Origin of the sequence: Rhizobium sp. RU36D (assembly GCF_900176345.1) — a bacterium.
GTDB lineage: Bacteria > Pseudomonadota > Alphaproteobacteria > Rhizobiales > Rhizobiaceae > Allorhizobium.
The window spans coordinates 155,227-179,784 of the sequence record NZ_FWXU01000004.1; the positions used below are offsets into that span (position 1 = coordinate 155,227).

Here is a 24,558-nt window from a genome sequence, read left to right on the forward strand (position 1 = left end):
GCCATAGCCTTTCGCAACAGCAAAAAAATGCAGGTTGTTCATGTCGCTCCCCAGCCTGAACCCAGACAAGCCGTTGGTCTCCCTCACTAACGCCGGATTGCGCCGCGGCGGCCGCTGGCTTGTGCGAGGCGTGGAGTTTTCGGTTCGCCGCGGTGAAATCGTGACCCTGATCGGGCCGAACGGTTCGGGAAAATCGACCAGTGCGCGCATGGCCATTGGGGTGCTGGAGCCCAGCGAAGGCAAGGTGGCGCGTCACGCCGGCCTGAAGGTCGGATATGTACCGCAGAAGCTCGCTGTTGATTGGACGATGCCGCTCACCGTGCGACGGTTGATGACACTGACCGGTGCCCTTTCAAAGGCCGATATTGATGAGGCGCTGGAGGCGGTCGGGATCCCGCATCTTCAGGATGCCGAGGTTCAGCACCTCTCGGGCGGGGAGTTCCAGCGGGCGCTTCTTGCCCGCGCCATCGCCCGCAAGCCCGATCTCCTGGTGCTGGACGAACCTGTGCAGGGAGTCGATTTCAGCGGCGAGATCGCCCTCTACAACCTCATCACATCGATCCGCAATCGCACCGGCTGCGGCATTCTGCTGATTTCGCACGATTTGCACGTCGTCATGGCGGAGACGGACACGGTGGTCTGCCTGAATGGCCATGTCTGCTGTCGCGGAACGCCGGATGCCGTGGCGAGAAGTCCGGAATATATGCGGCTGTTTGGTGGCGCGGCCGGCCGGACGCTAGCGGTCTACAGCCACAGCCACGACCATACCCATCTGCCGGATGGACGGGTGCAGCATGAAGATGGGACGGTGACCGATCATTGTCATCCCGGTGATGGCCATCATCACGATCATTCCGATGGGCATGATCATCATGGGCACGACGATCACCACCATGATCACGAACACGCCGCCCACGCTGTGAAGGCGGATGCGGCGCCGGGCAGGGGGCATGGCCATGCTTGACGACTTTTTCGTCCGCGCCCTGATTGCCGGCATTGGACTTGCTCTCATGGCCGGGCCGCTCGGCTGCTTCGTCATCTGGCGGCGGATGGCCTATTTCGGCGACACCATGGCCCATTCCGCGCTTCTGGGCGTCGCCCTGTCGCTGCTGTTTTCGCTGAACCTCATGGTCAGCGTGTTTCTTGTCGCGGCTGTGGTATCGCTGCTGCTTCTGTTCTTGCAGCGTCGGCAGGCCCTGTCGGCCGATGCGCTGCTCGGCATACTCAGCCACGCAACCCTGGCAATCGGGCTTGTGATGGTCGCCTTCATGACCTGGGTGCGCATAGACCTGATCGCCTTCCTGTTCGGGGATATCCTTGCCGTAACTGTCACCGACATCTACTTCATCTGGGGTGGCGGCATCCTGGTTCTGGCAGCGCTTGCCTGGCTCTGGCGTCCGCTGCTGGCCGCCACCGTCAATGCGGAACTGGCCGAAGCCGAAGGCATGCACCCCGAGCGAGTGCGGCTCCTCTTCATGCTGCTGATGGCCGTGGTCATCGCAATCGCCATGAAGATCGTCGGCATCATGCTGATCACCTCGCTGCTGATCATTCCCGCTGCAGCGGCCCGACGCTTTTCTTCGACGCCCGAGATCATGGCGGTGCTCGCATCCGTCATCGGGGCCGTCGCGGTTGTCGGCGGCCTGTTCGGCTCGCTCACCTACGACACCCCCTCAGGCCCTTCGATCGTGGTGGCCGCCCTGTTACTCTTCATCCTCAGCCTGTTGCCCCTGGGATCGCGGCGCGCTGCGGACAAAGCCCTGTGAGGAAAAGGCATGAACGCTCCAAAGCTCACCCGCAATCAGTCTCTCGTCTATGAGGTCCTCGGTCGCTCGGAAAGCCCGCTATCGGCATATACGATACTCGACCGCCTGAGAGACCAGGGCTTCCGCGCGCCGCTGCAGGTCTATCGCGCCCTCGAGAAGCTGTTGGAGGCCGGGCTGGTTCATCGGCTCGAGAGCCTCAACGCCTTCGTTGCCTGTGCCCATACCTCGGAAAGCTGCTGTCATAATCACGGCACGGTAGCCTTCGCGATCTGCAATAGCTGCGGCCACGTCACGGAGTTCCATGATCATGAGGTAGACCATCGGCTGGAGGACTGGGCGCGGGGCCGACGGTTCAAGGCGGAGAAAACCACCATTGAAATTCGCGGGCTTTGCGAAGCCTGCGCGGCGTAACACGCTGAGTCGATTCCTGACGGCCGGACGTCAGATCTGCCGAAGGTCGCGACGAAAACGCTGCCAGTTGGCAATGTAGTTTTGGGCGGACCGGCGCAGCCCCTCGACCGCGCTGTCGTCAAGTGTCCGGATCGCTTTTGCCGGCGATCCCACGATCAAGGAATTGTCGGGAAACGCCTTCCCTTCCGTCACCAGCGCATTGGCGCCGACCAGGCAGTTGTTGCCGATCCGGGCACCGTTGAGCACGGTTGCGCCCATGCCGACAAGCGAATTGTCGCCGATGGTGCAGCCATGAATGATCGCATGATGTCCGATGGTGCAGCCCTTGCCGACCGTCACCGGAAAGCCCGGGTCGACATGGACCATCACGCCTTCCTGGATATTGCTGCCGTCGCCTATTGAGATCGGCTCGTTGTCGCCACGCAGCACGGCCCCGAACCAGATACCGACATCAAGACCGATATGCACTTGTCCGATGACATGGGCATCTGGTGCAGCCCAGAAACGATCAGGATCGGCCAGAGAGGGAGTCCAATCGGCTAGGGCGTATAGCGGCATGGCAAGTCTCCGGCAAATTATCCTGTGGCGTCTGCCCCTCGTGGCGTGGCGTCCGTGATTCGGACGCTGCGAAGGCAGACGCCGTGACTATGGGTATGTTCAGCGTAGCCGCAAGACGACGGGCTTGCGACCGGCATGGGACCCGACATGCAGGTGAATTCTGGCCTCCGGCTGCGAGTAGCGCCAGGCACGAGCACCGTGGCTCAAAAGCAGCGCCACCAGATCCTTGCTGCGGCTGCGCGAGCGGTTGCGTCCGAGATCGGCCAGCCGCATCGCCGCTTCGTGCAGCGGATGCAGGGTGTGGCGCGCGATCCGTCCCGCCTCGCCGGGTGAGGAGCCTTGTCCGAAGTGATTTTCGTTCACTGCCATTTGAAGCCTCGTACGCTGAACCAATCGAGGTTGCCGGACGTCAGTCGCTCACTGCGTCGCCCAGCAGCCTATGCCTATTCTCTTGAGGGTCTTGCATGCATTGACTGCGGAATTCTGGTCATCGAAGCCTGAGAAGCGGGCACGGAAGAGCTTTTCTGCACCCGAATTATAGGCAACGGTGAAGGGGGTGGCGGAACGCAATACCTTGCCGCCTTTGTCCTGCGCCTTGCGCAGAAGTTCGAGCGCCATGTCGCGGTCAGGCGACGTGCCGATCTGTATGAACCAGCCGGAGCGCGAATTGGTTGAAGCCGTCACGATGTTGTCGACATCAACCGGCTTCTCGGCGGCAGGTGCCTTAGCCTTGGCGGTCTCCTGAACTGGCTTCGGTGCAGGGGCCGGTGCCTGAACCATGGATTCCAGGGCGGCTGCGGCAGCATTCGATCCGCCGGTGGACGCATAGGCGACATCGACCTGGCCCGGCTTGGCGCTGATCACAGGAGCAGCAGCCACCTTGGCTGTGGCGGCAGCCACGGGCGCGGTGACTGGAACAGGCACGTCGGCAATCTCGACAGGTGCCGCAACAGGCGCGCTGCGGAACTTGGCAATCAGGTTGGTATTGGCCGAGCGGGACGCCTGCGGCAGGTATTTTGCCACCAGCTTCTTCATCTGTTCATTGCGGCGGGCGCCAGACGTCGATCCGAGAACCACGCCGACGATGGAGCGACCATCCACTTCCGCGGAGGTGGCGAGATTGTAGCCGGCTGCACGGGTGTAGCCGGTCTTGATGCCGTCGACGCCACGAACGACGCCCAGCAGGCGATTGTGGTTGCCGATCGTCTGTTTGCCGAACTTGAAGCTGCGGGTGGAGAAATAGCCGTAATACTGCGGAAAATGCTGGCGAAGCGCGATGCTGAGCCGCGCCTGGTCGCGCGCCGTCGTCACCTGCTCGTCATTCGGCAGGCCATGGGCATTGCGATAGACGGTGCGGGTCATCCCGAGGCTGCGCGCCTTGGTGGTCATCATCTGGGCAAAGCGAGCCTCGGATCCGCCGAGGAATTCGCCCAGCGCCGTTGCCATGTCATTGGCGGACCGGGTGACGAGGGCCTGGATGCCCTGTTCCACCGTGATGGAGCCGCCAGCGCGCACGCCAAGCTTGGACGGAGGTTCGGCAGCCGCATGGGCAGAGACCGGAACGCGCGAATCCAAGGAAATGCGACCGCTCTCAAGTGCCTCGAACACGAGGTAGAGCGTCATCATCTTGGTGAGGGAGGCGGGAAAGCGAATTCCGTCGGGGTCTTCGCTGTAGAGCACCTTGCCGGTCTTGGCGTCGATGACGATCCCGGCATACTGGGCAGCCACAGCCTGAGTCACAGAAACACTCATCGCCATAGCAACCACCGCGATTGCAAGGAGTTTGGTAAGGAGTGGAGAGGTTCTCCGCTCGTTATTTCTTCGATTGTTTATGTGCACCGCGAAACTCATTCATTGCATGGAAATCTATCGGACGCCCCCAACGACCCATGTCCGGAGTTTACGGTTACAGCCTTACCAAGAAGTTTATGGCAAAGAATTCCTTTCCAGGATCGGTGGAATTTTACCGGGCGAGAGCTATCGGCTCCGATGCGATCAAGCGCTGTTCGATATAGGCGCGAATGCTCATGTCGATCTTGTCCCAATCGGCGAGATTGGCGCTTGAGAATCGGTACAGCACCGTCAGGTCCTTGCCGACATGGATGTCTCTCTGGCAATCGCCACTGCTCGGGGCAGCACCATGTTCCGGCAGAACGCAGCGCACGACATAATCCCGCTCACCCAGCCGGCGGGCGGTCAGCAGGACCTCGTTGCCATAGCCACTTTCAGCCTTCAGCCGGTGCAGGGTGAGGCCATAAGGGCCTTTTTCCGGCGGACCGGAAAACAGGTGCCGGTAGATCGGCTCCAGGCGCCCGGACATGTCGCGGGACATGGTGCTCTGGGTCAGCTGGATAAAGATCAGCGATCCGGCGAGCGACACGTCCTCGAATCGACGTCGGTACTCCTTGCGGTAGCCGATCATTTCGGGCCACAGCAGATAGAGATCGGCGCGTTCCAGCGCGCCGTCCATGCGTTGGTTGTCGAAGCGCAGCGTATTGGCCGTCAGCTTCAACTGGTCCTGTCCGATGGTGACGGTATGGACGTGCGAACTATCGGTCTCGCCCTGGCCAAGCAGGGCATCGCCATACCAGTGTCCCAGCAGATTGATGGCGCCCGACAGCAGCGCCAGGACCGCGACGACAGCGACAAGCCGCGCAAGGAAGCGGTTCGATAGGAGCGGGGCGTGATCTGGCGCGTCAGCCTGATGTATCGTCATGTCGAGGCCATCCCCCATTCTGTTCCGGCAGGCCCGGCCGTGATCGCCTGATAAACGCTCTCAGCCGATGCAAAGCGCGAGGCCAAGGGTTCGCTCATCATGGTTAATCATGGGTTAACGTAAGGATGCTGCCTTGCGCGGACGTGACTCTTCTGGCCCATCATCAGGCGATGGCACAAAAAATCCGGCCCTGCCTGGGGGAGGCAGGGCCGGCACATGGCTCCGGTCGGGGGACGGGTATGGGGGGACGGACCGGGCCAATCTAGCGCTGCATTGTGATGCGGACGGCAGCGCTAATTCGATTTGACGCTACCCACAGCGGTTGCACGGCCATCCTGGATCTTCACCCAGGCACCGGAGTCACTGGAGGATTGGCGCTTCAGATAGGTGTATTCGGTGTCATGCCAGAGCAGCACCTTGTTTCGCATGTTGTCGAGAATGAAGTCGCCGTGATCGGTGCGGACCGTCAGGACCGCATGCCCCTCGCCATTGGGCTGCAGAACCACTGTCACCAGCAGGTCGGCGGGCGAAAAGCCGAGCTTGATCAGCTTTTGCCGCTTCAACAGCGCATAGTCCTCGCAGTCGCCGACATTGGTGGGGAAGGCCCAGCGCTCCTCGACCCCATAGATTTCCTGGTCGGTAGACGGGTGAATGGCCGCGTTCACGTCGTAATTGACTTCCAGCATGGCCTTCCATGCGGCCTCGGTCAGTATGGCCGGGCCGGGATCGCTCCCGTTGCGGGTGCATTCTCGCGGATTGCTCTTGCAGAATTCGTAATGTCCGATCGGCGGATTAGTCTTGCCGATGATGCGCATATTCGCCGGTATTGCTGCGGCAGGTAGTGCGTAAACCCCCGTCAAGACGGCGGTAAGAATTCCAATCCCCAGTATTTTGCTTGTTGTCATTGGTTATCTCCCCGTGATGGAGACACAATGACACCTATATTTTGATCTCTCGCAAAATAGCGAAGTACAATTAGCGACTTACTTGAGTAAAATTCCAATAAAAGTTGCGAAAAACAAGAATAAAATTCGCGTTGTATTTTCGTCTGATTTCTCGAAAATTCTCCTCAAATTTTGCGCTTATTGTCCGCAATGCGGCGTTTATCGACCAGCGAGAACGAGATAAGAGGCTGATATCATTGCATAAGCCATCGCCAGTCCAGTTCTGGCACGCGTGGCGCCATTTCGGCATCGTGGCGCGACCGGTTGCCGTTTCGCGGCAGTCGCGACCGATATCTGTCTCAAAGTGGGATTGTGTCGCCTTGAAATGGGCCTTTGTTGCCAAACCGGCCCCAAAAAATTTTTTTGGCAGGCAGGGAATATTGTGCAGAGAGGCGCAGCAAAAATGATCTGCGCTGGCACGGTGAGGCTCCCGTGACCAAACCGCAGCACGAGCGACTTGCCCCTAGGTCACAAAGCGAGTGAATAATCGGAATGGGAATGGACGCCGCGCAAACATGCGCAGCAAGCCGTGACGGCTCAGGCTCAGAGAAACTCGGTGAGCGCTTCGCGAGATTGCAGCGTCAGGAACTCGATCGCCACGCCTTCCTGGAAATGACGAACGACCCGGCCGCGCATGCTGCCCACACGAACCGGCGTGCCGATCGGTGGGCGAATGTCGATATCGACCGCCGCGCCGGAGAGCGAGAGGTCCATGAGCTTGCAGGGATAGCGTCGGCCGTCTTCGAGCGTCATTTCGATCCGCGTGGTGCGCGGCGTCAGACGATCATGCCGGCGATCTTCTGGCAGGCCGAGTTCGTGCTTGTTGGCGATCCACGTCAGCTGCGCCGCCAGTTTCTCGCGCTTGCGGCCTGTCGCGTTGATGGACATGACGAAACCGTCATCCGTCAATTTGATGACACTGCCTTCGATTCGGCCGAGGTGGTCGATATAGGCGATGACCCGCTCTTCCGGCCGCGGCCGGCCTTCGCAGGCGAACCGAACGTCGCCGGGCGACATGTTGATCACAGTGCAGACATATTCGTCGTAATTGGCCAACATAAGCCGGCCCTGCAGGTTCACAGAGACGCGTTGAAACGCCCGTTGGTCGACGGGTGCGTTTGGTCGGCTGGACTGTGATGCCTGAAAAGAATACATCGCTTGGTTTCTGACATGAGCGCTACAGCGTCCAGTTTTAGCAGGGCGCGGTTAATAGAGCTTTATAATCAAGCCTCGCCATCCCCGTGAACCACCTCCTGTCGCCCAAGCTGGAACAGGGTTACGAAGAGGTTTCACCTGTCACAGGCGACGGATCCGTAAAGATCGGGCAATTTTTGCCGGGACTTGCGGCATTTCAATTCCGCGGCACTGAGCCCTTGCGGCATGGCTTTATTTATATCCGCGCTGCTATAGATCACGAACTTGCAAAAAACAGAAGGTAGTGGCCCGCATGGATCAGCAGTTCCCCGATGGTGAGGGAGACGAACTCGGCAGGAGCGGGGCAGAGGGCAAGCCGCGAGCGCCGCGGCGAGAGCCCATCTTCAATCTGCCGACCACGATCCTGGTGTCCCTGGCGCTGATCGCCGGCATTTATGGGGTGGAGTCGCTATTGTCTCCTGAGCAGGCCGAGAGCTTCGCCATCACCTTTGGGTTCGCCCCGGTCCGATATGCCTATCCTCTGGGAGAGCAGAGCCTGGAATGGCTGTGGACGCCCGTTACCTACTCGCTTCTTCACGGTGGTCCCGAACATCTGATCTTCAACGGACTGTGGCTCGCGGCGTTCGGCACGCCCGTGGCGCGTCGTATCGGGCCCTACAGGTTCGTCCTGTTTTGGATCATCTCGGCGGCGGCCGGTGCGGCGCTGCATACGGTGGTCAATTGGGGACAGCCGAGCCTGATGATCGGCGCGTCCGCCGTTGTGTCGGCGCTGATGGGGGCGGCCTGCCGCTTCGCCTTTACGCCCTATAGCCGCTACATGCCGTTGGAAGTCGCCCCAAGACTCGGAGTAGTCGAATCGCTTCGCGAGCGCACTGTCATGGTGTTCACGGCGGCCTGGTTCTTTGGCAACCTCGTGATCGCACTCGGCCTTCCGATCTTCGGCGCCTTCGGTGAACAGATCGCCTGGGATGCGCATATCGGCGGCTTTCTCTTTGGTTTCCTGTCCTTTGCGCTGTTTGACCCGGTGCGCACGCGCCCCGGCCATGCCCTCTGATCGCCAGCCGTGCCGGCGTATTGCATTATCCTCTAATTGAAGGCACCATTAAACAATGTGGTTCCGACTGCGTCATGCGCTGACGCTGCGGATACCCAGACCGACGCTTGTGGCAGTGGGTAGGAGCCTGCCGCAGGCGTGTGAAGTGCCTTTGAGACTTCTCACTGACGGCAAGGAGGATAGCATGTCGGCATCGGTAAAAAGTATATTGGAAGAAAAAGGCCGCAATGTCGTGACGGTCGGCCCGAGCGTTACCTTGGCTGAGGCCGCCAAGGTTCTTTATGAAAACAAGATCGGCGCCGTCGTTGTGGTCGGGATGGAAGGACGGATCGTCGGCATCTTCACCGAACGCGACGTCGTGACCGCCATCGGGCGCAATGGCCCTGAGGGCATGGGACAGCCGGTTTCCACCGTCATGACCGCCAATGTCTACCGCTGCTCCGAGGAAGCGACCATCAACGACCTGATGGAAGTGATGAGTAGCCGGCGCTTCCGTCACGTGCCCGTGGAGAAAGCCGGAAAGCTCTGCGGCATCATCTCGATCGGGGACGTGGTGAAGTCGCGCATCCGGGAGATCGAGCTCGAGGCCGAACACATCAAGGCCTATATCGCCGGCTGACGGAGCCCGGCAAGCGGGAAGCCTTCCGGTTACGTCTTAGCGGGCGAAGGCTTCCTGCATACGTTTCAACTCGTTGATCTTGGCGCGGGCTTCCTCATAGCCCCTGTCAATGGCTTCGCCGGCGCGGTGGAATTCCGACAGGCCGATATCATTGACGCGCGGATGAAGCTGGAGGTCTGGCGGATCTCCGGCAAGGCGCGCGCGGGAAATACGATCCTGGATGATGTTGAAGGCCTGCACCATGACCCCGGTCAGGCCGATGCGGGACGGATTTTTCGGCGCCTCGGCCAGCGGATCGCCGAGATTGCTGGCGCGGTGCTTGACCACGGCGGAGCGTCCGAACAGATCGTAGTGAAGGTTGACCGCCATCACGAGCGGCTGTTCGTAAGCGCGGCAAACCGAGACCGGCACTGGATTGACAAGGGCGCCATCGATCAGGGTGCGGTTGTTGCACTGGACCGGCTCGAAGATGCCGGGCAGGGCGTAGGATGCCCTAAGCGCCGTGATCAGATGGCCGCTGTCGATCCAGACCTCGTGACCGCTGTTGAGTTCGGAAGCGACCGCCACGAAGGGCTTAGGCAGATTCTCGATGTTCAGCCCCTGCAGATGTTCCTGCATGCGCTTGGTCAGGCGCATGCCGCCCAGCAGTCCGCCGCCGCCGATCGTCAGGTCCAGCAGGGAGGCGATCCGCCGCATGGTCAGCGAGCGCGCGAATTCTTCTAGTTCATTTAGCTTGCCGGCCAGATAGCAGCCGCCCACCAGGGCGCCGATCGAGGTCCCGGCGATCATGCCCACCTCGATTTCGGCCTCGTCAAGGGCGCGCAGCACGCCGATATGTGCCCAGCCGCGCGCGGCACCACCGCCCAATGCCAGTGCTATCTTGGTCTTTCGGCTTTTTTCGAGAGCGGGAGGCGTGGCAACAGGCGGCTGGGAGGCCTGCTTGCCATCGACGACAGCCGAAGGCAAACCGTTGTTACGATACAAGTTCCAGTTCAGCATCCACGCATTCCTCACCGCCGAACAACACCTTGCACCATGTTGGCCTTGGGATGCTTACGATTCCGTTTAGCGTGCCCGCCAAACCGGTCAAGAAATGGGCATCAGCCTAATTTCAGGCCTTGTCGCCATAGACTTTTTCGGGATCGAAGTGGCGGTGATCATCAACGATGGTCAGCGTCGCCGACCCGTCCTTCAGCGCTGCGCTGCGATAGAAGCAAGAGCGCCGTCCGGTGTGGCAGGTTGCCTCCTGGCCGCGCACGGACACCTTCAACCAGACCGCGTCCTGGTCGCAATCGGTCCGCAACTCCTTGACGTCCTGCAGGTTGCCGGAGGTCTCGCCCTTTTTCCAGATCTGCCCGCGCGAGCGGCTGAAATAATGGGCAATACCGGTTTCCAGCGTCAAGGACAGCGCTTCCGCATTCATATGCGCGACCATCAGCAACTCGCCGTCCGAAGCGTCGGTCACAACGGCGGTGAGTAACCCATGCGCATCGAATCGCGGGGTAAAAGCCGCGTCTTCTTCGAGCAGGTGCTTATCGCCAGGAGGAGCGTTGAAGTTGATCATGTCGATATCCGGTATGTTACTGTTGCTTCAGCGCCCACGCACCATGGTCATGAAACGGGCCTGTTCTGTAGCGTTGTCCTTGAAGCGGCCGGTGAAGGTCGTGGTCAGGGTCGTTGACCCGGATTTCTGGATACCGCGCATGGCCATGCACATGTGCTCAGCTTCGATGAACACGGCGACGCCGAGCGGCTGCAGCGTTTCAGTAATGGCCTGCGCTATCTGCGCCGTCATCGCCTCCTGCGTCTGCAGGCGACGGCCGAACACATCGACCACGCGGGCGATCTTGGAAAGGCCCAGCACCCGCCCGTCCGGCAGGTAGCCGACATGCGCCTTACCCATCACCGGCAGCATATGATGCTCGCAATGGGAAAAGAACGGGATGTCGCGCACCAGCACCATATCGTTATAGCCGGCAACCTCCTCAAAGGTGCGTCCGAGCACTTCGTCGATATCGGTTTCGTAGCCAGAAAACAGTTCGCGATACGACGCAGCGACGCGCTTTGGCGTATCGAGCAACCCTTCGCGTTCCGGATCATCACCCGCCCAGCGCAGCAGAACACGGACGGCCGCCTCCGCTTCCTCGCGGCTCGGACGGGATGTGTCGGATACCAGGTTCTTTACTATAGCGTCCACGCGCCTGATCTCCCGTTCACCCGCTTGCGGGTTAGCCTTCTTGGATTTCTTGGGCTGTAATTGCGTAACTCGGCTCATGATAGCAAGCCCATTCGTTGATTTTGTGTCCGCTGGCTGGCGATGCGCGGCGTTGCCGCCCTGCGTCAACCATTGCAGTCATATAACGTAATCTTATATAGGTTGGATTGGCGGGCTGTGAAGAAATGATCGCACGACAGAGTGTTGCGAAGCGGATTATCATTTCACCATCGGCATTACAGACGCTATGGATTGCAGGAGGCGCGGCCTGGCATGGATGACATCTACAACAGCAAGATCCTGGAATTCGCCGGCAATATCGAGCGCAGCGGTGTCTTGGACGATCCCGATGGCAGCGCGGAAAAGCATTCGAAGCTCTGCGGCTCGAAGGTGCGTGTTTACCTTCGCATGGATGGCGATGTCGTCAGCGATTTTTCCCATGTGGTGAAGGCCTGCGCGCTTGGTCAGGCTTCGTCGTCCATCATGGCACGCCATGTCGTCGGTGCGACCGCCGACGAAATCCGTCAGGCACGCGAGGACATGCTGGCCATGCTGAAGGCCGACGGGGAGGGGCCATCGGGTCGCTTTGCCGACATGCGGTTCCTGAAGCCGGTCAAGGACTACAAGGCGCGCCACGCCTCGACGATGCTGACATTCGATGCCGTCGTCGATTGCCTGGATCAGGTGGAGGCCCGAGCCCAAGGCGCCGTTCCAGCGGGATCGCTCGCATCATGAGCTTGCTGCAAGATGTGCTCTGACTGTCGCGACAAGCCGGCTTACAAAGGCAGAAACTATGCCGGGCCGTTTCGCAAAACCCCGGACCGTCTGCTCGGCATGGGTTTGATACGGCTCTATCAACTGACGCTGTCTGGTTTAATCGGAAATTCCTGCCGCCACTTGCCGACCTGTTCGGAGTATGGCTACGAGGCCATTGCACGCCATGGTCTTTGGCCGGGCGGTTGGTTGACCCTGTTTCGCGTGGGCCGATGCGGTCCCGGCGGAACCTCGGGCTTTGATCCGGTGCCGCCGATGCTCGACGGTTCATACCGCTGGTGGACCCTGTGGCGATATCGTCGGCCAGGTCTTAAGCGAAAGGACTGAAGGGTTTTCACCATGCCGATGCCGATGGAGTATCGCCAAGCCTCCGTGGATTTCGACCGTTTCATGGAAGATCTGAAGGAGGTCTCGATGCTTCGGACTTCCCACCAGGCTTATACCATGCTGCAGGCGGTCTTGCAGGTGTTTCGACGGCGGTTGACCGTGGCCGAGGCCATCGCCTTCGCCGGTGTTTTGCCGCCGGTCTTGCGCGCGATCTTTGTCAGCGACTGGGATGTGAGCGAAGAGCAAAAGCAGTTCTCGAGCAAAGCTGAGATGATGGCGGAGGTGCGAGCCCTGCGGCACAATCACAACCTCTCCACCGAGAGCGCGATCGATGACGTGGCCACGGCCGTCAGACGCAATGTCGATCCGGCTTCCCTGGAGCGGGTCCTGTCGCTAATGCCGGAAGGTGCCCGTGCCTTCTGGTTCGGTTCGAACACGTGAAATTCCGCTCGCCATCCGAGGTGTAATCCCCATGAGCTTTGATCCGGCCGTCAGGCTTCAGCAGTTTCATGATGCCATCAATCGCCTTGACTATGCCGCGATCGAATCGTGTTTTGCGTCCGATGTGCTCTATCTCTCCGGCGGCACCGGTAATGTCGCGGGTCGGGACGCGGTCATGGCGGCCTTCCGTCGGTATTTCGAAACCTATCCGGACCAGGTGGCGTCGAACGACAAGGTGGAGCGCCTCTCGGATCGACAGGCCCGCTCCTTCTGGCGGCTGAGGGCGACCCACGCCGTGACCGGCGAAGCTTTGATCCGGCAGGGGATAGAGACCATAACCTTCGATGAACAGGGCGCCATCACCGAGGTCCGCGTCGAAGATCTTTAGCCGCCCCGTCCCATCCTAAATTTCTTTACTCTGCGCGGGTTTCGCTTTATCACCCGCGCGTTCGTGGCCGCGCCCTTGCGCCGGCCTTTTGCACCACCCGCATTGGTTGGCGGGACTGGATAAGGAGATACCATGTCAGAAGCCATTTCCCTTACATTTCCCGATGGTTCCGTTCGCAGCTACGCCGCGGGCACGACCGGTCGTGAGGTCGCCGAATCGATTTCCAAGTCGCTGGCAAAGAAGGCCGTCGCCATCGCGCTCGACGGCGGTTTGCGCGACCTCAGCGACCCTGTCAGTTCGGGGCGGATCGAAATCGTCACCCGCAACGATGACCGCGCGCTGGAACTGATCCGCCACGACGCCGCCCACGTGATGGCGGAGGCTGTGCAGGAATTGTGGCCCGGTACCCAGGTGACCATCGGTCCCGTCATCGAGAACGGCTTCTATTACGACTTCGCCAAGGCCGAGCCCTTCACGCCGGAGGACCTGCCGAAGATCGAAAAGCGGATGAAGGAAATCATCCAGCGCAACAAGCCCTTCACCAAGGCAGTCTGGCCGCGCAACAAGGCGCGTGAGGTCTTTGCGTCCAAGGGCGAGAGCTACAAGGTCGAACTGGTCGACGCGATCCCCGAGGACCAGGATCTCAAGATTTATTACCAGGGCGACTGGTTCGACCTGTGCCGCGGACCACATATGGCATCCACGGGCCAGATCGGCACGGCCTTCAAGCTTATGAAGGTGGCAGGCGCCTATTGGCGCGGCGACAGCAACAATGTCATGCTGACGCGTATTTACGGCACCGCTTTCGCCGAGCAGGAGCAGTTGGACAACTATCTGCGTGTGCTGGAAGAGGCTGAAAAGCGCGACCATCGCAAGCTTGGCCGGGAAATGGACCTGTTCCATTTCCAGGAAGAGGGCCCCGGCGTGGTGTTCTGGCATGGCAAGGGCTGGCGCATGTTCCAGACCTTGACGGCCTACATGCGCCGTCGCCTGTCCGGCACCTATCAGGAAGTCAACGCGCCGCAGGTGCTCGACAAGTCACTATGGGAGACCTCTGGTCACTGGGGATGGTACCAGGAGAACATGTTCGCGGTGAAATCCGCCCATGCTTTCACTCATCCCGATGACGAGGAAGCCGACCAGCGCGTCTTTGCCTTGAAGCCGATGAACTGCCCGGGTCACGTGCAGATCTTCAAGCATGGGCTCAAATCCTATCGCGACCTGCCGATTCGCCTGGCGGAGTTCGGCCTGGTCCACCGCTATGAAGCATCCGGTGCCTTGCATGGCCTGATGCGCGTGCGCGGGTTTACGCAGGATGACGCGCACGTGTTCTGCACCGACGAGCAGATGGCGGCGGAATGCCTGCGTATCAACGACCTCATCCTGTCGGTCTATGAGGACTTCGGCTTCAAGGAAGTGGTGGTGAAGCTCTCCACCCGTCCGGAAAAGCGTGTCGGCACCGATGCCTTGTGGGATCGGGCAGAGGCCGTGATGATGGAGGTCTTGAAGACGATCGAAGCCCAATCGGGCGGACGCATCAAGACCGGCATCCTGCCGGGCGAGGGCGCGTTCTACGGGCCGAAGTTCGAATACACGCTGAAAGATGCCATCGGCCGTGAATGGCAGTGCGGTACGACTCAGGTGGATTTCAACCTGCCGGAACGCTTTGGCGCCTTCTACATCGATGCGAATTCGGAGAAGACCCAGCCTGTGATGATCCACCGCGCTATCTGCGGCTCGATGGAACGTTTCCTCGGCATCCTGATCGAGAACTTCGCCGGTCATATGCCGCTGTGGTTCGCGCCGACTCAGGTTGTCGTGGCAACCATCACCTCGGAGGCCGATGACTACGGTCGCGAAGTCGCCGAGGCCTTGCGTGACGCGGGCATGCAGGTCGAGACCGACTTCCGCAACGAGAAGATCAACTACAAGGTCCGCGAGCATTCCGTGACCAAGGTTCCTGTGATCATCGTCTGTGGCAAGCGGGAGGCCGAGGAACGGACTGTCAACATCCGCCGTCTTGGGTCTCAGGACCAGACCTCGATGACGCTCGATGAGGCGCTTGCTTCGCTTTCGGCGGAGGCCACGCCGCCCGATGTCAAGCGCAAGGCTGCTGCTAAGGCTTCCAAAGCAGCCTGATACAATACGCCGTCTGGCAGGTCCGCAAGGGCGCTGTCAGGCGGCTGTCATGTTATTGTTATACCGCATACCAGGTGCAAGCTGAAGCAACCGGGGTTTCGATGAAGTTCGAAGAACTGTCCTACGCCAATGAGCGGGATCCGCGCCTCAAGCGATGGATTATCCGCTCGATCGAAAACCTGTCCGGCCGCGACCGCTACGCCCGGCTGTACGATATCTGGCGTCACGACATCTACGGCAAGACTGATCGCGTCTTCGGCAAGATGCTGGACATGATCAATGTCGAACTTGCGGTCACGGGCGAATGGCCGCCATGCAATCTCCCGGATGGCCCTGTCGTGATGGTGGCCAACCATCCCTATGGCATTGGTGACGGGATCGCGTTTCTGGCGCTTGCCGAGCAGTTGCAACGCCCGTTCCGGGTCATGATCAACAACGAATTGTTGAAGATGCCCGAATTGGGTCCTTATTCGCTGCCGGTTTCCTTCGAGGAGACCAAGGAAGCGCTGGCGATGAACATGCAGACCCGCCACGAGGCCGTCAGGCTGCTGAAGGAAGGCGTGACCATCATCGTGTTCCCGGCTGGCGGCGTGGCAACGGCGCGCAAGGCCTTCGGCAAGGCCGAGGATCTGCCCTGGAAGATCTTTCCAGCAAAGCTCATCCAGGCTGCCCGTGCCAATGTCGTGCCGGTATATTTCGAAGGCCAGAACGGACGGCTCTTCCATATCGCCAGCAAGATCTCCATGACGCTCAGGGTCTCCCTTCTGGTCCGCGAGTTCCGCAGGCTGTCGGGCAGCACGATCAATGCCCATGTCGGGCGGATCATGTCCTGGGAAGAGCTGTCGAACAACGGCGACCGCAAGGAGTTGTTGGCGCGGCTTTATGAGGCCGTATTCACGCTGGCACCGAACGCTCGCCGCGGTGGGCTGAAAAAGGCCGGCTAAGGGCTATTTCGTCAGTAACAGTTCTACCGCACTGCTGCGGCCGGCTTCCACCTGAAAGTCCTTTTGGTAGATCTTGTCCTTGTTGCGGGCGATGGCCGTATACTCGCCCTCGGCCAGCACCATGCTTGGATAGGCGCTGACGCTTTCCGCGACGATGTCACCAGATGATGTCAGCACCGACCAGGCGGTATCGGCAATCGCTTCGCCACCAGCCTCCGACACCAGTTTGAGATTGATCTGTGCGGCGCGGTGCTGGATTGTCGCTTCGGTCAGTTTGCCGGCCTCAACTTTGATGTCGGCCCGCACCACCGCGTTGACATCGCCATATTCCGACACGATGTGATAGGTGCCGGCGTTGAGCCGGACGATCGTGTTGGCATCCACATCGGCCATCAACAGGCCGCGCTCGCCATCGTCCTTGGCTTCCGCCGCATAGACGTCGAACTTCAGGTCCTTTGCAGGGATCCGGATGTCGGCGCCGGTAACGGCGTTGAGAATCATGCCGCCAGCATCCAGAACGAGCACTTGCTTTTCCAAATCGCCGCTGCCCGGCACGGTCAGCTTTTTAGTGGCACCGGCGCGGCCGAATGCTACGTTTACGAAGTATTCTCCCGGCATCAGCTGGAAATCCGCCGATCCGCCCTCAGCGGTCGCGACAAGCGGCAGCTTACCATCGGGTCCGGGAATGGGGCTGAAGACGCGCCAGGACAGCCCTTGCTGCATGGCGCCGCCGTCGGAGGTGAGCTTGGCTTCAAACGCGACCGTCTTGGCCGGAGAAGGCACAGCGTTTGCGCCAAGGTTCGGCGAAAACGCATTGAGCTTCGGCATCTTGGCGGTGCTGTCCAATTGCTTGAACGTCTTGAACGCGTCCTGCGCCTGGGCGGCGCTGACCGACAACGCAACGAACGCCACGACATGCAAATGGCGACCAACGAGGGAAAGACACGACATCAATTATGGGACCGGGTTGACTTCTTGATCAATGAAAGCAACTTCAATCCGAATGTGGTGGCGATTTCAAGACCTCCCGCCCGCCGCCAGGACCGTGAAAGCCCTCCAAATGCAAAAAGATTCTCAACTTATCGACTATCTCACCAAACGCCGCTCCATGCCGGCCTTCCAGATGTGCGAGCCGGGTCCGAATCGCGACCAGATCGAGGTCATGCTGACACTGGCATCGCGCGTGCCCGACCACGGCAAACTCGCGCCTTGGCGCTTCGTGGTCTATACCGGCGCCGAGCGCCAGCGGATCGGCGAGGCTTTGCTGCAGATGGCGCTTACCAAGAATCCGGCGCTGTCAGGCGAAATGATCGCGGTCGAGCGCAGCCGCTTCACCCGTGCGCCCGTTGTCATCGCCGTCATCAGCACGGCCGCCCCCCATGCCAAGATCCCGGAATGGGAGCAGGTTCTGTCAGCCGGGGCGGTCTGCCTCAATCTCGTCATGGCGGCCAATGCCCATGGCTTCTTTTCCAACTGGCTGACCGAATGGTTCGCCTATGATGAAGCCGCCTATCCGCTGCTCGGCGTCCGCCCGGGCGAAAAGGTCGCGGGCTTCATTCACATCGGCTCCAGCACCTTCCCCGTGACGGATCGGCCGCGTCCCGACCTGAAGGACATCGTGACCTGGGCCGGAGAGGAGAGCTGATGTTCTACGAGACCGCCGATAACCGCCATGGCCTCGCCCATGACCCGTTCAAGGCGATCGTGGCGCCCCGGCCGATCGGCTGGATCGGGACCCGCTCGGCCGACGGCGTTCGCAACCTCGCACCCTATTCCTTCTTCAATGCGATCAGCGACCGGCCGAAGCTGGTGATGTTTTCCTCGATGGGCCACAAGCATTCCGTGGCCAATATCGAGGCGACCGGTGTTTTCACGACCAGCCTTGTGGGCGCTGAATTGACCCAGCAGATGAATACCTCATCGGCCGCGGTCGGCGCCGAAGTCGATGAGTTTGCCCTGGCGGGACTGACACCAGGGGAGGGCCGTCTGGTGGCCGCACCCTATGTCACGGAAGCCTATGCCGTGCTGGAATGCCGCATGACGGAGATCATCCGGCCGAAGACCCTGTCTGTGCCGTCCGACAGCTATGTCGTCTTTGGTGAAGTGGTTGGTATCCACATATCCGAGGCAGCGATCACGGATGGTCGGCTGGATATGTCGATCGTTCGGCCACTCGCGCGCATGGGCTATATGGACTACAGCGAGGCATCATCAACCTTCGAACTGTTCCGGCCGCAGCTTCCCTAGGTGTCTGTCGATGGCGCGGATGGGTGGACAAGCACCCATTCGAAACCGGGTTCCGGCATCCAGCCCCGGCTTGCGGCATCCTCCAGAGAGCTGCCGCAGGCGCAATCGACCGCAGCCACGTCGGCCGCTGCAGCGGCCAGCCTGACGGTGGCGCGAACTGAGGTGATGAGGCTTGCGCTCGGAGGCAGCTCATCTCCCAAAGCTTGCGCAAGCAGCCCCCCATTCCAGCCTAAAGCCATCAGTCGGTCGGATTTCCCGGCAAAGCTGCCGGCCGCCAGCAAACCCTGGGAATTATCGCCGATCAGCGCCAGGATCGATAACCGGATTGCCGCAGAACCTTCCGCCTCGGCCACATCGAGCAGCACATGCAGGTATTGCAGGTCTGCGCCGGAACGGGCGCCCGCAAGCGCAACCCCCTCGGCTCCCATCTCCAGTGCCCAGGCGATGTCGAGTGCAATCTCCTCCTCGTCCTCAACCCGGTGAAGGCCGACCCAGAGCGGGACCGCAGACACCTCGGTCGAACCGGCAAGCAGCGACCGCCACCCGCGCCGGGCCGTGGCCGCCGCCTCGCCATAGCAACCGCTGAAATCGAGCAGTCGCGCGGCCACACCACAGATAAGATCAGGTGATCCGGAAGGATAGTCGCCTACCGAAATGAATTGCAGGATTTGGGGAGGGGAAGGCGAGACATCGCGCCGCTGAAAGATGGTCAAGACCGCATCCGGGATTCTTCAAACATGGTGAACCAATCTTAAACACTTTCCCGATAGCGTGAAGCCAGTGATTGTGGGCCGATGCAGGCCCCGTAGTAAGCGATTGGGATTGCACGTGATCGTTCAGGCTTTTCTTCGGTGGGTGGAAACGGCCAAGGCCAGCGACAGGGCTCGCGCCGCCAGTGCTCTCGGTCGGGCCTTCCTTAAATCTGAGATGGCCGAGGAGGAGCGCCGCGCCGCCCGCGTGGCAATGACCTACCTCCTTGACGATCCGTCGCCGCGCGTGCGGCTCGCCCTATGCGAGGCCCTGGCCGACAGCCCCGAAACGCCGCGGCCAATCATGGTCTCCCTGGCGCAAGACCAACCGGAGATCGCCTGTCACGCCATCCTCCGCTCTCCGGTTCTAAACGATTCGGATCTGGTCGATCTTGTCGGGCGTGGCGCGGACCATACCCGTGCGCTGATTGCCGGGCGTCCCCGTCTCAGCCGTATGGTCGCCGCGGCATTGGCAGAGGTCGCCGAGACGCCCGAGATCCTGACGCTGCTGGAAAATGATGGTGCGGCCATTTCGCCCATGACTTTGAAGCGGCTGGCCGAGCGGCACGGCCATCACGAGGTCGTTCGCCGGCATTTGCTTGAGCGGGAGGCTCTGCCGGCCGCCGCACGGCAATTGCTGGTCAACCGGGTTACCGAGGCCTTGGTCGGAGCGGGCCTCGTCCTGGCGGCCGTCGGCGCCCGTCGCATGGAGCGCGTGGCGCGAGAGGCGGGTGCGACGGCAACCCTGTCCATCGCGGGCTCGGTGAGCCACGAAGAACTTCCGCCGCTTGTCGAACATTTGAGGGTCAGCGGTAAGCTCACGCCGGCCTTCCTGATGCATGCTCTGTGCTCGGGCCGCACTGACTTCTTCGGCACGGCCATTGTCATGCTGTCGGGTCTGGAGGAGCGACGGTCGCGCGCGATCCTCGCCACCGGCCGGCGGCATGCTGTTCGCGCCTTGCTGGAGGCCTGTGGCCTTGCCCGCGACGTCAGCGAGATTTTCGTGGACGCGATCTTCCTTTGGCGCCAGGCCATGCAGAGCGGGGCAGTGGACAATGCCGGGATTGCCCAGCAATTGCTCGCACGCCACAGGCACTTCGCGCCGGGATCCGGTTCCGCGGCCGAACTGCTCGACATGATCGAACAGTTGCAGATGGCCGAAGAGAGGCACCATGCCCGCGCCTATGCCTCCGGCTTTAGCCTGGCTGCCGCAGAATAGCCGATCAGAATCAGTTGGTGATCTTCTTCGCCACCCAGGCATAGCTGTCTGAAACGACATGCAGCGGCTTTTCAAACACCATCCGAATGCCGGCTGTGCCGGGAAGGGCTTCGCGGATCCGGTCAAGCGCCCGGCTGGCCAATCCCTTGTGCTCGGACTCGGGCGGCGCCGGAACCGGCATCGGCAGCGGCAGCGGCTGTTGTTCGGCAACCGCAGGCGTGCTCTCTGCTTCCGGCGGTTGGCACACCGCGATCACCATGGGATAGCTGACATTGCCATATCGTTCGAGCACGCGCTCCGATGCGGCATCGCATAGTTCAACACTGACCCAATGTTCCTGGGCGGTGGCAATATACTGGCACTGGTTGACGCTGTCGTCGCATCCCAGGATGGTCATCGCAATGAGGGCTGTTTTCATCTGCCGGTTTCCGCTTCGGGTGGTGTCTTGTGCATGATGCCGAAAAGTGTGTGCGGTTTTCGGTCGACATCATGCTCTGATTATATGACTCTAGAGGCGCTTCGGATTTGAGGACGATCCGACCTAAAATCATCTGGCTCTAGAACTCCATACCCGCGAAAGCTGGGCGAAAGAATGGTGAGAGCGCAGGGATTCGAACCCTGGACCTACTGATTAAAAGTCAGTTGCTCTACCGGCTGAGCTACGCTCTCCCGTTCAGGGGTGGTCCCCTCGGAAGTGCGCGGAACATATGCAGACACGTAGTCGCGGTCAACCCATAAAAACGGCCGGATTCGGCGTTTTCCGGCTTTCTTTTCAGGGCGGGATGACGCAGGGCGCGGAAAGGTGATTGGCACCTGGGCACATCAGGGGCTAAGGAAGCGGCATAGCCAATGGAGCAGGCCTGCCCGTGTCGATTGCTGAAATCTCTTTCTTGAGCGCGCTGTTTGCCGGTGCCTTATCCTTCCTGTCGCCTTGCGTCCTTCCACTGGTCCCGCCATACCTGTGTTACATGGCCGGCATTTCCGTCGACCAGTTCCGGGGTGGAACGGCAGCAGTGTCTGCCTCGCCCGATGCGCGACGGGCCGTGATGCTGGCGGCCCTTGCCTTCACGCTCGGCTTTTCCACCGTCTTCGTCGCTCTGGGTGCCGGGGCATCGACCATCGGCATGATATTGCGCCAGCATCTCGACCTCCTGTCGAAGATCGGCGGCTTGATCATCATCGTCATGGGCTTGAACTTCCTCGGCGTGTTCCGGCTGGGCTTCCTGTCCGGCGAGATGCGCTTCCACGGCGGCGGCAAACCGGCGACCCTGTCGGGTGCCTATGTCATGGGCCTGGCCTTCGCCTTCGGCTGGACACCCTGCATCGGTCCGGTTCTTGGCGCCATCCTTGGCGTGGCGGCCTCCCGCGAAACCGTTGGTGACGGTGCGGTCCTGCTTGCGGTCTATTCCCTCGGCCTTGCCGTACCCTTCTGGATCGCCGCCGGCTTTTCCGGCGCCTTCATGCGGTTTCTGTCGCGCTTCCGTCGGCATCTCGGCGTGGTCGAGAAGGTCATGGGCGGCCTCTTGGTGCTGACAGGGCTTGCTTTCATGTTCGGTTTCGTGGCCGATCTGGCAATCTGGTTCCAGCAGACCTTTCCAATCCTGTCGCAAATCGGCTAAGGCCGTGACGATCGTTCAGGCTCGGAAGGATAGGGCATGGCTGAAATCACCGGGCTCGTTCTGCCGTTTTTCGGGCTGATACTGGTCGGCTATGTCGTCGCCAAGCTGATGCACCAACCGGCCGAGGCGATCGGCTGGCTCAACATCTTCATCATCTATGTCGCTTTGCCATCGCTGTTCTTCAAGCTGGTGTCCAAGACGCCGGTGGAGCAATTGACCCGAATCGATTTCATTGCCGCCAGCATCGCCGCGACCTATGGCATATTCATTCTGGTCTTCCTGATAGGACGGTTCCTTAGGGGCAATTCGATTGCCGATTGTACCATTCAATCGCTGGCCGGCGCCTATGGCAATATCGGTTATATGGGGCCGGGCCTGGCACTTCTGGCCTTTGGTGAGAAGGCAGCCGTCCCGGTGGCACTGGTCTTCTGCTTTGAAAATGCTGTGCATTTCTCTGTCGCACCGGCGATGATGGCGATTGCCGGTGGCGACGACCGGCCACGAGGGCGGGTTGCGCTCGATGTCGCCAAGAAGATCGCCTACCACCCCTTTATTGTATCAACGGCCATCGGCTTCATTGCCGCTGCTCTGCATGTTGTGCCGCCTGTCCCCGTACAACGGCTGATCGACTATCTGGCGCAGGCCGCAGCACCCTGCGCCCTGTTTGCCATGGGTGTCACGCTCGCCTTGCGACCCCTGAAACGGGTTCCCGCAGAACTCGCCTATATCGTGCCGATCAAGCTTCTTCTTCACCCGCTGGTCGCTTATGTCGTGCTGTCGGCAGCAGGGAATTTCGATCCGCTCTGGGTCTATACGGCGGTCCTGCTGGCGGCCTTGCCTACGGCAACCAATGTCTTTGTGATCGGCCAGCAATACGGCGTTTGGCAGGAACGCGCGTCTGCGACGATCCTGATCACCACGGTCCTTTCGGTGCTGACGGTGTCGGCGCTGCTCTATGCCATCACGTCAGGCCTGCTACCGCCTGACCTTTTCCCGTAGCATCCGGGGCAGGGCGCTGAAGCCGCGTCCGGGCTCGATGCCTTCCTGCATCACGATATGGCGCAGCGGCGCGATCGTCGATAACACGTGCAAGCCTGCCGCCCGGACCATCTGCACCGGAACGAAATCGCTGAGCAGCGAGCGGTTGAGCAGATCCACACTTGCCGTCCGGCTGATGACATCGGTGCGGCGCTTGCGGTCGAAGGCGTCGCCTGCCGTGCCTGAGATCGGCATATCAGGGCTAGAGCACAGCAGCGATTCGAGCGCCATCACGTCCCGCAGGCTGAGGTTCAGGCCTTGGGCGCCGATAGGCGGAAAGGCATGGGCGGCTTCACCGACCAGTGCTACCCGGCCCTTGCCGAAGCGATGCGCCGTCATGCCGGACAGCGGCCAAGTCTGGGCACCGTCCTCGACGCTTACCGTTCCAAGCATGGACTGCATCCGCTCTTCCACGCGGCGGCTGAGTTCCGAAACATCAAGGGCCATCATCTGCTCGGCGATGGCGGGATTGAGGACCCAGACCAGGCTGGACCGGTTGCCGGGAAGCGGCACTTGCGTGAACGGCCCTGATTCGCCATGAAATTCGGTGGAGACGTTTCTATGCGGAATGGTGTGCGCAAAATTCAGGACCAGTGCCGTCTGCGGGTAAGACCATGTCCGGGTACCGATACCGGCGGCCTCGCGCACGGCCGAGCGGCGGCCATCCGCGCCAATAACGAAGTCCGCTTGGACCTTGTCCCCTTGATCGAGCATGATCGTCGCCTGTTCCGAACCGAGTTCGAACGATTGGGCACTCGAATCGTACAGGGTGATATTGGCATCCTGCCGAACGTGATCAGCGAGCACAGCCAGTAGCGCAGTGTTCGGCATATTGTATCCGAAGGCCGGCAAGCCGATCTCGGAGCTGCGAAACGCAACCGGTGGCGCGCGGAACAGGCGCCGCGTGCCATCGAGAATCTGCATGGTCGAGAGCGCTGCCGCTGATGGCGCGATTGCCCCCCACACTCCAAGGCGGTCGAGCAAACGGATGGACTGGTCCATCAAGGCGGTCGTCCTGCCATCGGCAACACCAGGAGCTGGCGCGATCAGGGCGACCTTGCGGCCACCCCGTGCCAGCGTCAAAGCTGCCGTCATGCCTGCCAAACCGCCACCGACGACGGCTACCTCAGATCTGCTCATATCCTGACCTCATCTCACCAACTCCATTTAGGGCGTTCCGCGCCGCAAATCCATGGTTCGAATTGGCGCAGGCACCCTCGAAACGAGCGAAATCC

General features: G+C 60.8%; 29 protein-coding genes and 1 tRNA gene. 16 read left to right on the plus strand and 14 right to left on the minus strand.

The genetic code is table 11. The annotated features are described in order from the left end of the window. The first annotated feature begins 40 nt into the window (after nt 1-40). Genes znuC through B9A97_RS06965 form a run of 3 tightly spaced genes read left to right on the plus strand, consistent with a single transcriptional unit; the run spans nt 41 to nt 2,177 of the window. A complete protein-coding gene (gene znuC / locus B9A97_RS06955; RefSeq protein WP_084364305.1) occupies nt 41-964 on the plus strand; it encodes a zinc ABC transporter ATP-binding protein ZnuC in 924 nt (307 codons plus the stop codon). Next, entirely contained in the window at nt 957-1,766 is an 810-nt protein-coding gene (gene znuB / locus B9A97_RS06960) for a zinc ABC transporter permease subunit ZnuB (protein WP_084364458.1), read from the plus strand. The genes znuC and znuB overlap by 8 nt, the downstream gene beginning before the upstream one ends. Nucleotides 1,767-1,775: 9 nt before the next feature. Further along, the gene (locus B9A97_RS06965) at nt 1,776-2,177 is read left to right on the plus strand and encodes a Fur family transcriptional regulator (RefSeq protein WP_084364306.1); all 402 of its coding nucleotides are present in this window, start codon (nt 1,776-1,778) and stop codon (nt 2,175-2,177) included. Nucleotides 2,178-2,207: 30 nt separating this feature from the next. Here B9A97_RS06965 and B9A97_RS06970 read toward each other — a convergent pair whose 3' ends face one another. The 6 genes from B9A97_RS06970 to B9A97_RS06995 all read right to left on the minus strand — a co-directional run bounded on the left by B9A97_RS06970 (nt 2,208) and on the right by B9A97_RS06995 (nt 7,550). Then, the gene (locus B9A97_RS06970) at nt 2,208-2,735 is read right to left on the minus strand and encodes a gamma carbonic anhydrase family protein (RefSeq protein ID WP_084364307.1); all 528 of its coding nucleotides are present in this window, start codon (nt 2,733-2,735) and stop codon (nt 2,208-2,210) included. A 99-nt stretch (nt 2,736-2,834) separates the two neighbouring features. Further along, a complete protein-coding gene (locus tag B9A97_RS06975; protein WP_084364308.1) occupies nt 2,835-3,104 on the minus strand; it encodes a hypothetical protein in 270 nt (89 codons plus the stop codon). Between the two features lie 48 nt (nt 3,105-3,152). Then, complete coding sequence (locus tag B9A97_RS06980; protein ID WP_143530359.1) at nt 3,153-4,493, minus strand: D-alanyl-D-alanine carboxypeptidase; 1,341 nt, start codon at nt 4,491-4,493, stop codon at nt 3,153-3,155. A gap of 205 nt (nt 4,494-4,698) precedes the next feature. Further along, a complete protein-coding gene (locus B9A97_RS06985) occupies nt 4,699-5,451 on the minus strand; it encodes a hypothetical protein (protein WP_084364459.1) in 753 nt (250 codons plus the stop codon). 293 nt (nt 5,452-5,744) lie between these two features. Further along, on the minus strand, nt 5,745-6,356 hold the full coding sequence (locus tag B9A97_RS06990; protein WP_084364310.1) for a transglutaminase-like cysteine peptidase: 612 nt from the start codon (nt 6,354-6,356) through the stop codon (nt 5,745-5,747). A 582-nt stretch (nt 6,357-6,938) separates the two neighbouring features. Continuing rightward, nucleotides 6,939-7,550 (minus strand): PilZ domain-containing protein, encoded by a 612-nt coding sequence (locus B9A97_RS06995; RefSeq protein WP_084364311.1) that lies wholly within the window; start codon nt 7,548-7,550, stop codon nt 6,939-6,941. A gap of 292 nt (nt 7,551-7,842) precedes the next feature. Here B9A97_RS06995 and B9A97_RS07000 point away from each other — a divergent pair, with 292 nt between their 5' ends. Both B9A97_RS07000 and B9A97_RS07005 read left to right on the plus strand, forming a co-directional pair. Continuing rightward, the gene (locus B9A97_RS07000; protein WP_084364312.1) at nt 7,843-8,604 is read left to right on the plus strand and encodes a rhomboid family intramembrane serine protease; all 762 of its coding nucleotides are present in this window, start codon (nt 7,843-7,845) and stop codon (nt 8,602-8,604) included. Nucleotides 8,605-8,788: 184 nt separating this feature from the next. Continuing rightward, on the plus strand, nt 8,789-9,223 hold the full coding sequence (locus tag B9A97_RS07005; RefSeq protein WP_084364313.1) for a CBS domain-containing protein: 435 nt from the start codon (nt 8,789-8,791) through the stop codon (nt 9,221-9,223). A gap of 36 nt (nt 9,224-9,259) precedes the next feature. On the opposite strand, the gene B9A97_RS07010 is transcribed toward B9A97_RS07005, so the two are convergent. The 3 genes from B9A97_RS07010 to folE form a co-directional block, all read right to left on the minus strand. After that, nucleotides 9,260-10,222, minus strand: coding sequence for a patatin-like phospholipase family protein (locus B9A97_RS07010; RefSeq protein ID WP_084364314.1), 963 nt, complete (start codon nt 10,220-10,222; stop codon nt 9,260-9,262). A gap of 112 nt (nt 10,223-10,334) precedes the next feature. Next, nucleotides 10,335-10,787: a phosphoribosyl-AMP cyclohydrolase gene (gene hisI, locus B9A97_RS07015; RefSeq protein WP_084364315.1), complete on the minus strand. Its 453-nt coding sequence runs from the start codon at nt 10,785-10,787 to the stop codon at nt 10,335-10,337. Between the two features lie 27 nt (nt 10,788-10,814). Further along, nucleotides 10,815-11,420, minus strand: a complete 606-nt coding sequence (gene folE / locus B9A97_RS07020) for a GTP cyclohydrolase I FolE (RefSeq protein ID WP_084364316.1) — start codon at nt 11,418-11,420, stop codon at nt 10,815-10,817. 291 nt (nt 11,421-11,711) lie between these two features. Between folE and B9A97_RS07025 the strand changes: the two genes are divergently transcribed. The 6 genes from B9A97_RS07025 (at nt 11,712) to B9A97_RS07050 (ending at nt 16,451) form a co-directional block, all read left to right on the plus strand. Continuing rightward, complete coding sequence (locus B9A97_RS07025; RefSeq protein ID WP_084364317.1) at nt 11,712-12,173, plus strand: iron-sulfur cluster assembly scaffold protein; 462 nt, start codon at nt 11,712-11,714, stop codon at nt 12,171-12,173. 12 nt (nt 12,174-12,185) lie between these two features. Then, nucleotides 12,186-12,539, plus strand: coding sequence for a membrane protein insertion efficiency factor YidD (gene yidD / locus B9A97_RS07030; protein WP_084364318.1), 354 nt, complete (start codon nt 12,186-12,188; stop codon nt 12,537-12,539). A 12-nt stretch (nt 12,540-12,551) separates the two neighbouring features. Further along, complete coding sequence (locus B9A97_RS07035) at nt 12,552-12,980, plus strand: DUF2267 domain-containing protein (protein WP_084364319.1); 429 nt, start codon at nt 12,552-12,554, stop codon at nt 12,978-12,980. 31 nt (nt 12,981-13,011) lie between these two features. Then, nucleotides 13,012-13,368: a nuclear transport factor 2 family protein gene (locus B9A97_RS07040; protein ID WP_084364320.1), complete on the plus strand. Its 357-nt coding sequence runs from the start codon at nt 13,012-13,014 to the stop codon at nt 13,366-13,368. 132 nt (nt 13,369-13,500) lie between these two features. Next, nucleotides 13,501-15,507: a threonine--tRNA ligase gene (gene thrS / locus B9A97_RS07045; protein WP_084364321.1), complete on the plus strand. Its 2,007-nt coding sequence runs from the start codon at nt 13,501-13,503 to the stop codon at nt 15,505-15,507. 101 nt (nt 15,508-15,608) lie between these two features. Next, a complete protein-coding gene (locus B9A97_RS07050) occupies nt 15,609-16,451 on the plus strand; it encodes a lysophospholipid acyltransferase family protein (protein ID WP_084364322.1) in 843 nt (280 codons plus the stop codon). Between the two features lie 3 nt (nt 16,452-16,454). Here B9A97_RS07050 and B9A97_RS07055 read toward each other — a convergent pair whose 3' ends face one another. Continuing rightward, entirely contained in the window at nt 16,455-17,363 is a 909-nt protein-coding gene (locus tag B9A97_RS07055) for a hypothetical protein (RefSeq protein ID WP_244564151.1), read from the minus strand. Between the two features lie 148 nt (nt 17,364-17,511). Here B9A97_RS07055 and B9A97_RS07060 point away from each other — a divergent pair, with 148 nt between their 5' ends. Together B9A97_RS07060 and B9A97_RS07065 are read left to right on the plus strand one after the other, a co-directional pair. Next, nucleotides 17,512-18,096, plus strand: a complete 585-nt coding sequence (locus B9A97_RS07060) for a nitroreductase family protein (protein ID WP_084364324.1) — start codon at nt 17,512-17,514, stop codon at nt 18,094-18,096. Further along, a complete protein-coding gene (locus B9A97_RS07065; protein WP_084364325.1) occupies nt 18,096-18,698 on the plus strand; it encodes a flavin reductase family protein in 603 nt (200 codons plus the stop codon). Before B9A97_RS07060 ends, B9A97_RS07065 begins: the two co-directional genes overlap by 1 nt. On the opposite strand, the gene B9A97_RS07070 is transcribed toward B9A97_RS07065, so the two are convergent. Then, nucleotides 18,695-19,411, minus strand: a complete 717-nt coding sequence (locus tag B9A97_RS07070; protein ID WP_143530361.1) for a hypothetical protein — start codon at nt 19,409-19,411, stop codon at nt 18,695-18,697. The genes B9A97_RS07065 and B9A97_RS07070 overlap by 4 nt on opposite strands. 115 nt (nt 19,412-19,526) lie before the next feature. Here B9A97_RS07070 and B9A97_RS07075 point away from each other — a divergent pair, with 115 nt between their 5' ends. Continuing rightward, entirely contained in the window at nt 19,527-20,666 is a 1,140-nt protein-coding gene (locus B9A97_RS07075; protein ID WP_084364327.1) for a DUF2336 domain-containing protein, read from the plus strand. A 10-nt stretch (nt 20,667-20,676) separates the two neighbouring features. On the opposite strand, the gene B9A97_RS07080 is transcribed toward B9A97_RS07075, so the two are convergent. Then, the gene (locus tag B9A97_RS07080) at nt 20,677-21,084 is read right to left on the minus strand and encodes a hypothetical protein (protein ID WP_084364328.1); all 408 of its coding nucleotides are present in this window, start codon (nt 21,082-21,084) and stop codon (nt 20,677-20,679) included. A 175-nt stretch (nt 21,085-21,259) separates the two neighbouring features. Continuing rightward, a tRNA-Lys gene (locus tag B9A97_RS07085) sits at nt 21,260-21,335 on the minus strand. A gap of 197 nt (nt 21,336-21,532) precedes the next feature. On the opposite strand from B9A97_RS07085, the gene B9A97_RS07090 reads away from it, so the two are divergent. Both B9A97_RS07090 and B9A97_RS07095 read left to right on the plus strand, forming a co-directional pair. Beyond that, nucleotides 21,533-22,285, plus strand: coding sequence for a cytochrome c biogenesis CcdA family protein (locus B9A97_RS07090; RefSeq protein ID WP_084364329.1), 753 nt, complete (start codon nt 21,533-21,535; stop codon nt 22,283-22,285). 36 nt (nt 22,286-22,321) lie between these two features. Next, nucleotides 22,322-23,284: an AEC family transporter gene (locus B9A97_RS07095; protein WP_084364330.1), complete on the plus strand. Its 963-nt coding sequence runs from the start codon at nt 22,322-22,324 to the stop codon at nt 23,282-23,284. On the opposite strand, the gene B9A97_RS07100 is transcribed toward B9A97_RS07095, so the two are convergent. After that, entirely contained in the window at nt 23,261-24,463 is a 1,203-nt protein-coding gene (locus B9A97_RS07100) for a UbiH/UbiF family hydroxylase (RefSeq protein WP_084364331.1), read from the minus strand. The two genes, B9A97_RS07095 and B9A97_RS07100, sit on opposite strands and share 24 nt — an antisense overlap. Nucleotides 24,464-24,558 lie beyond the last annotated feature (95 nt).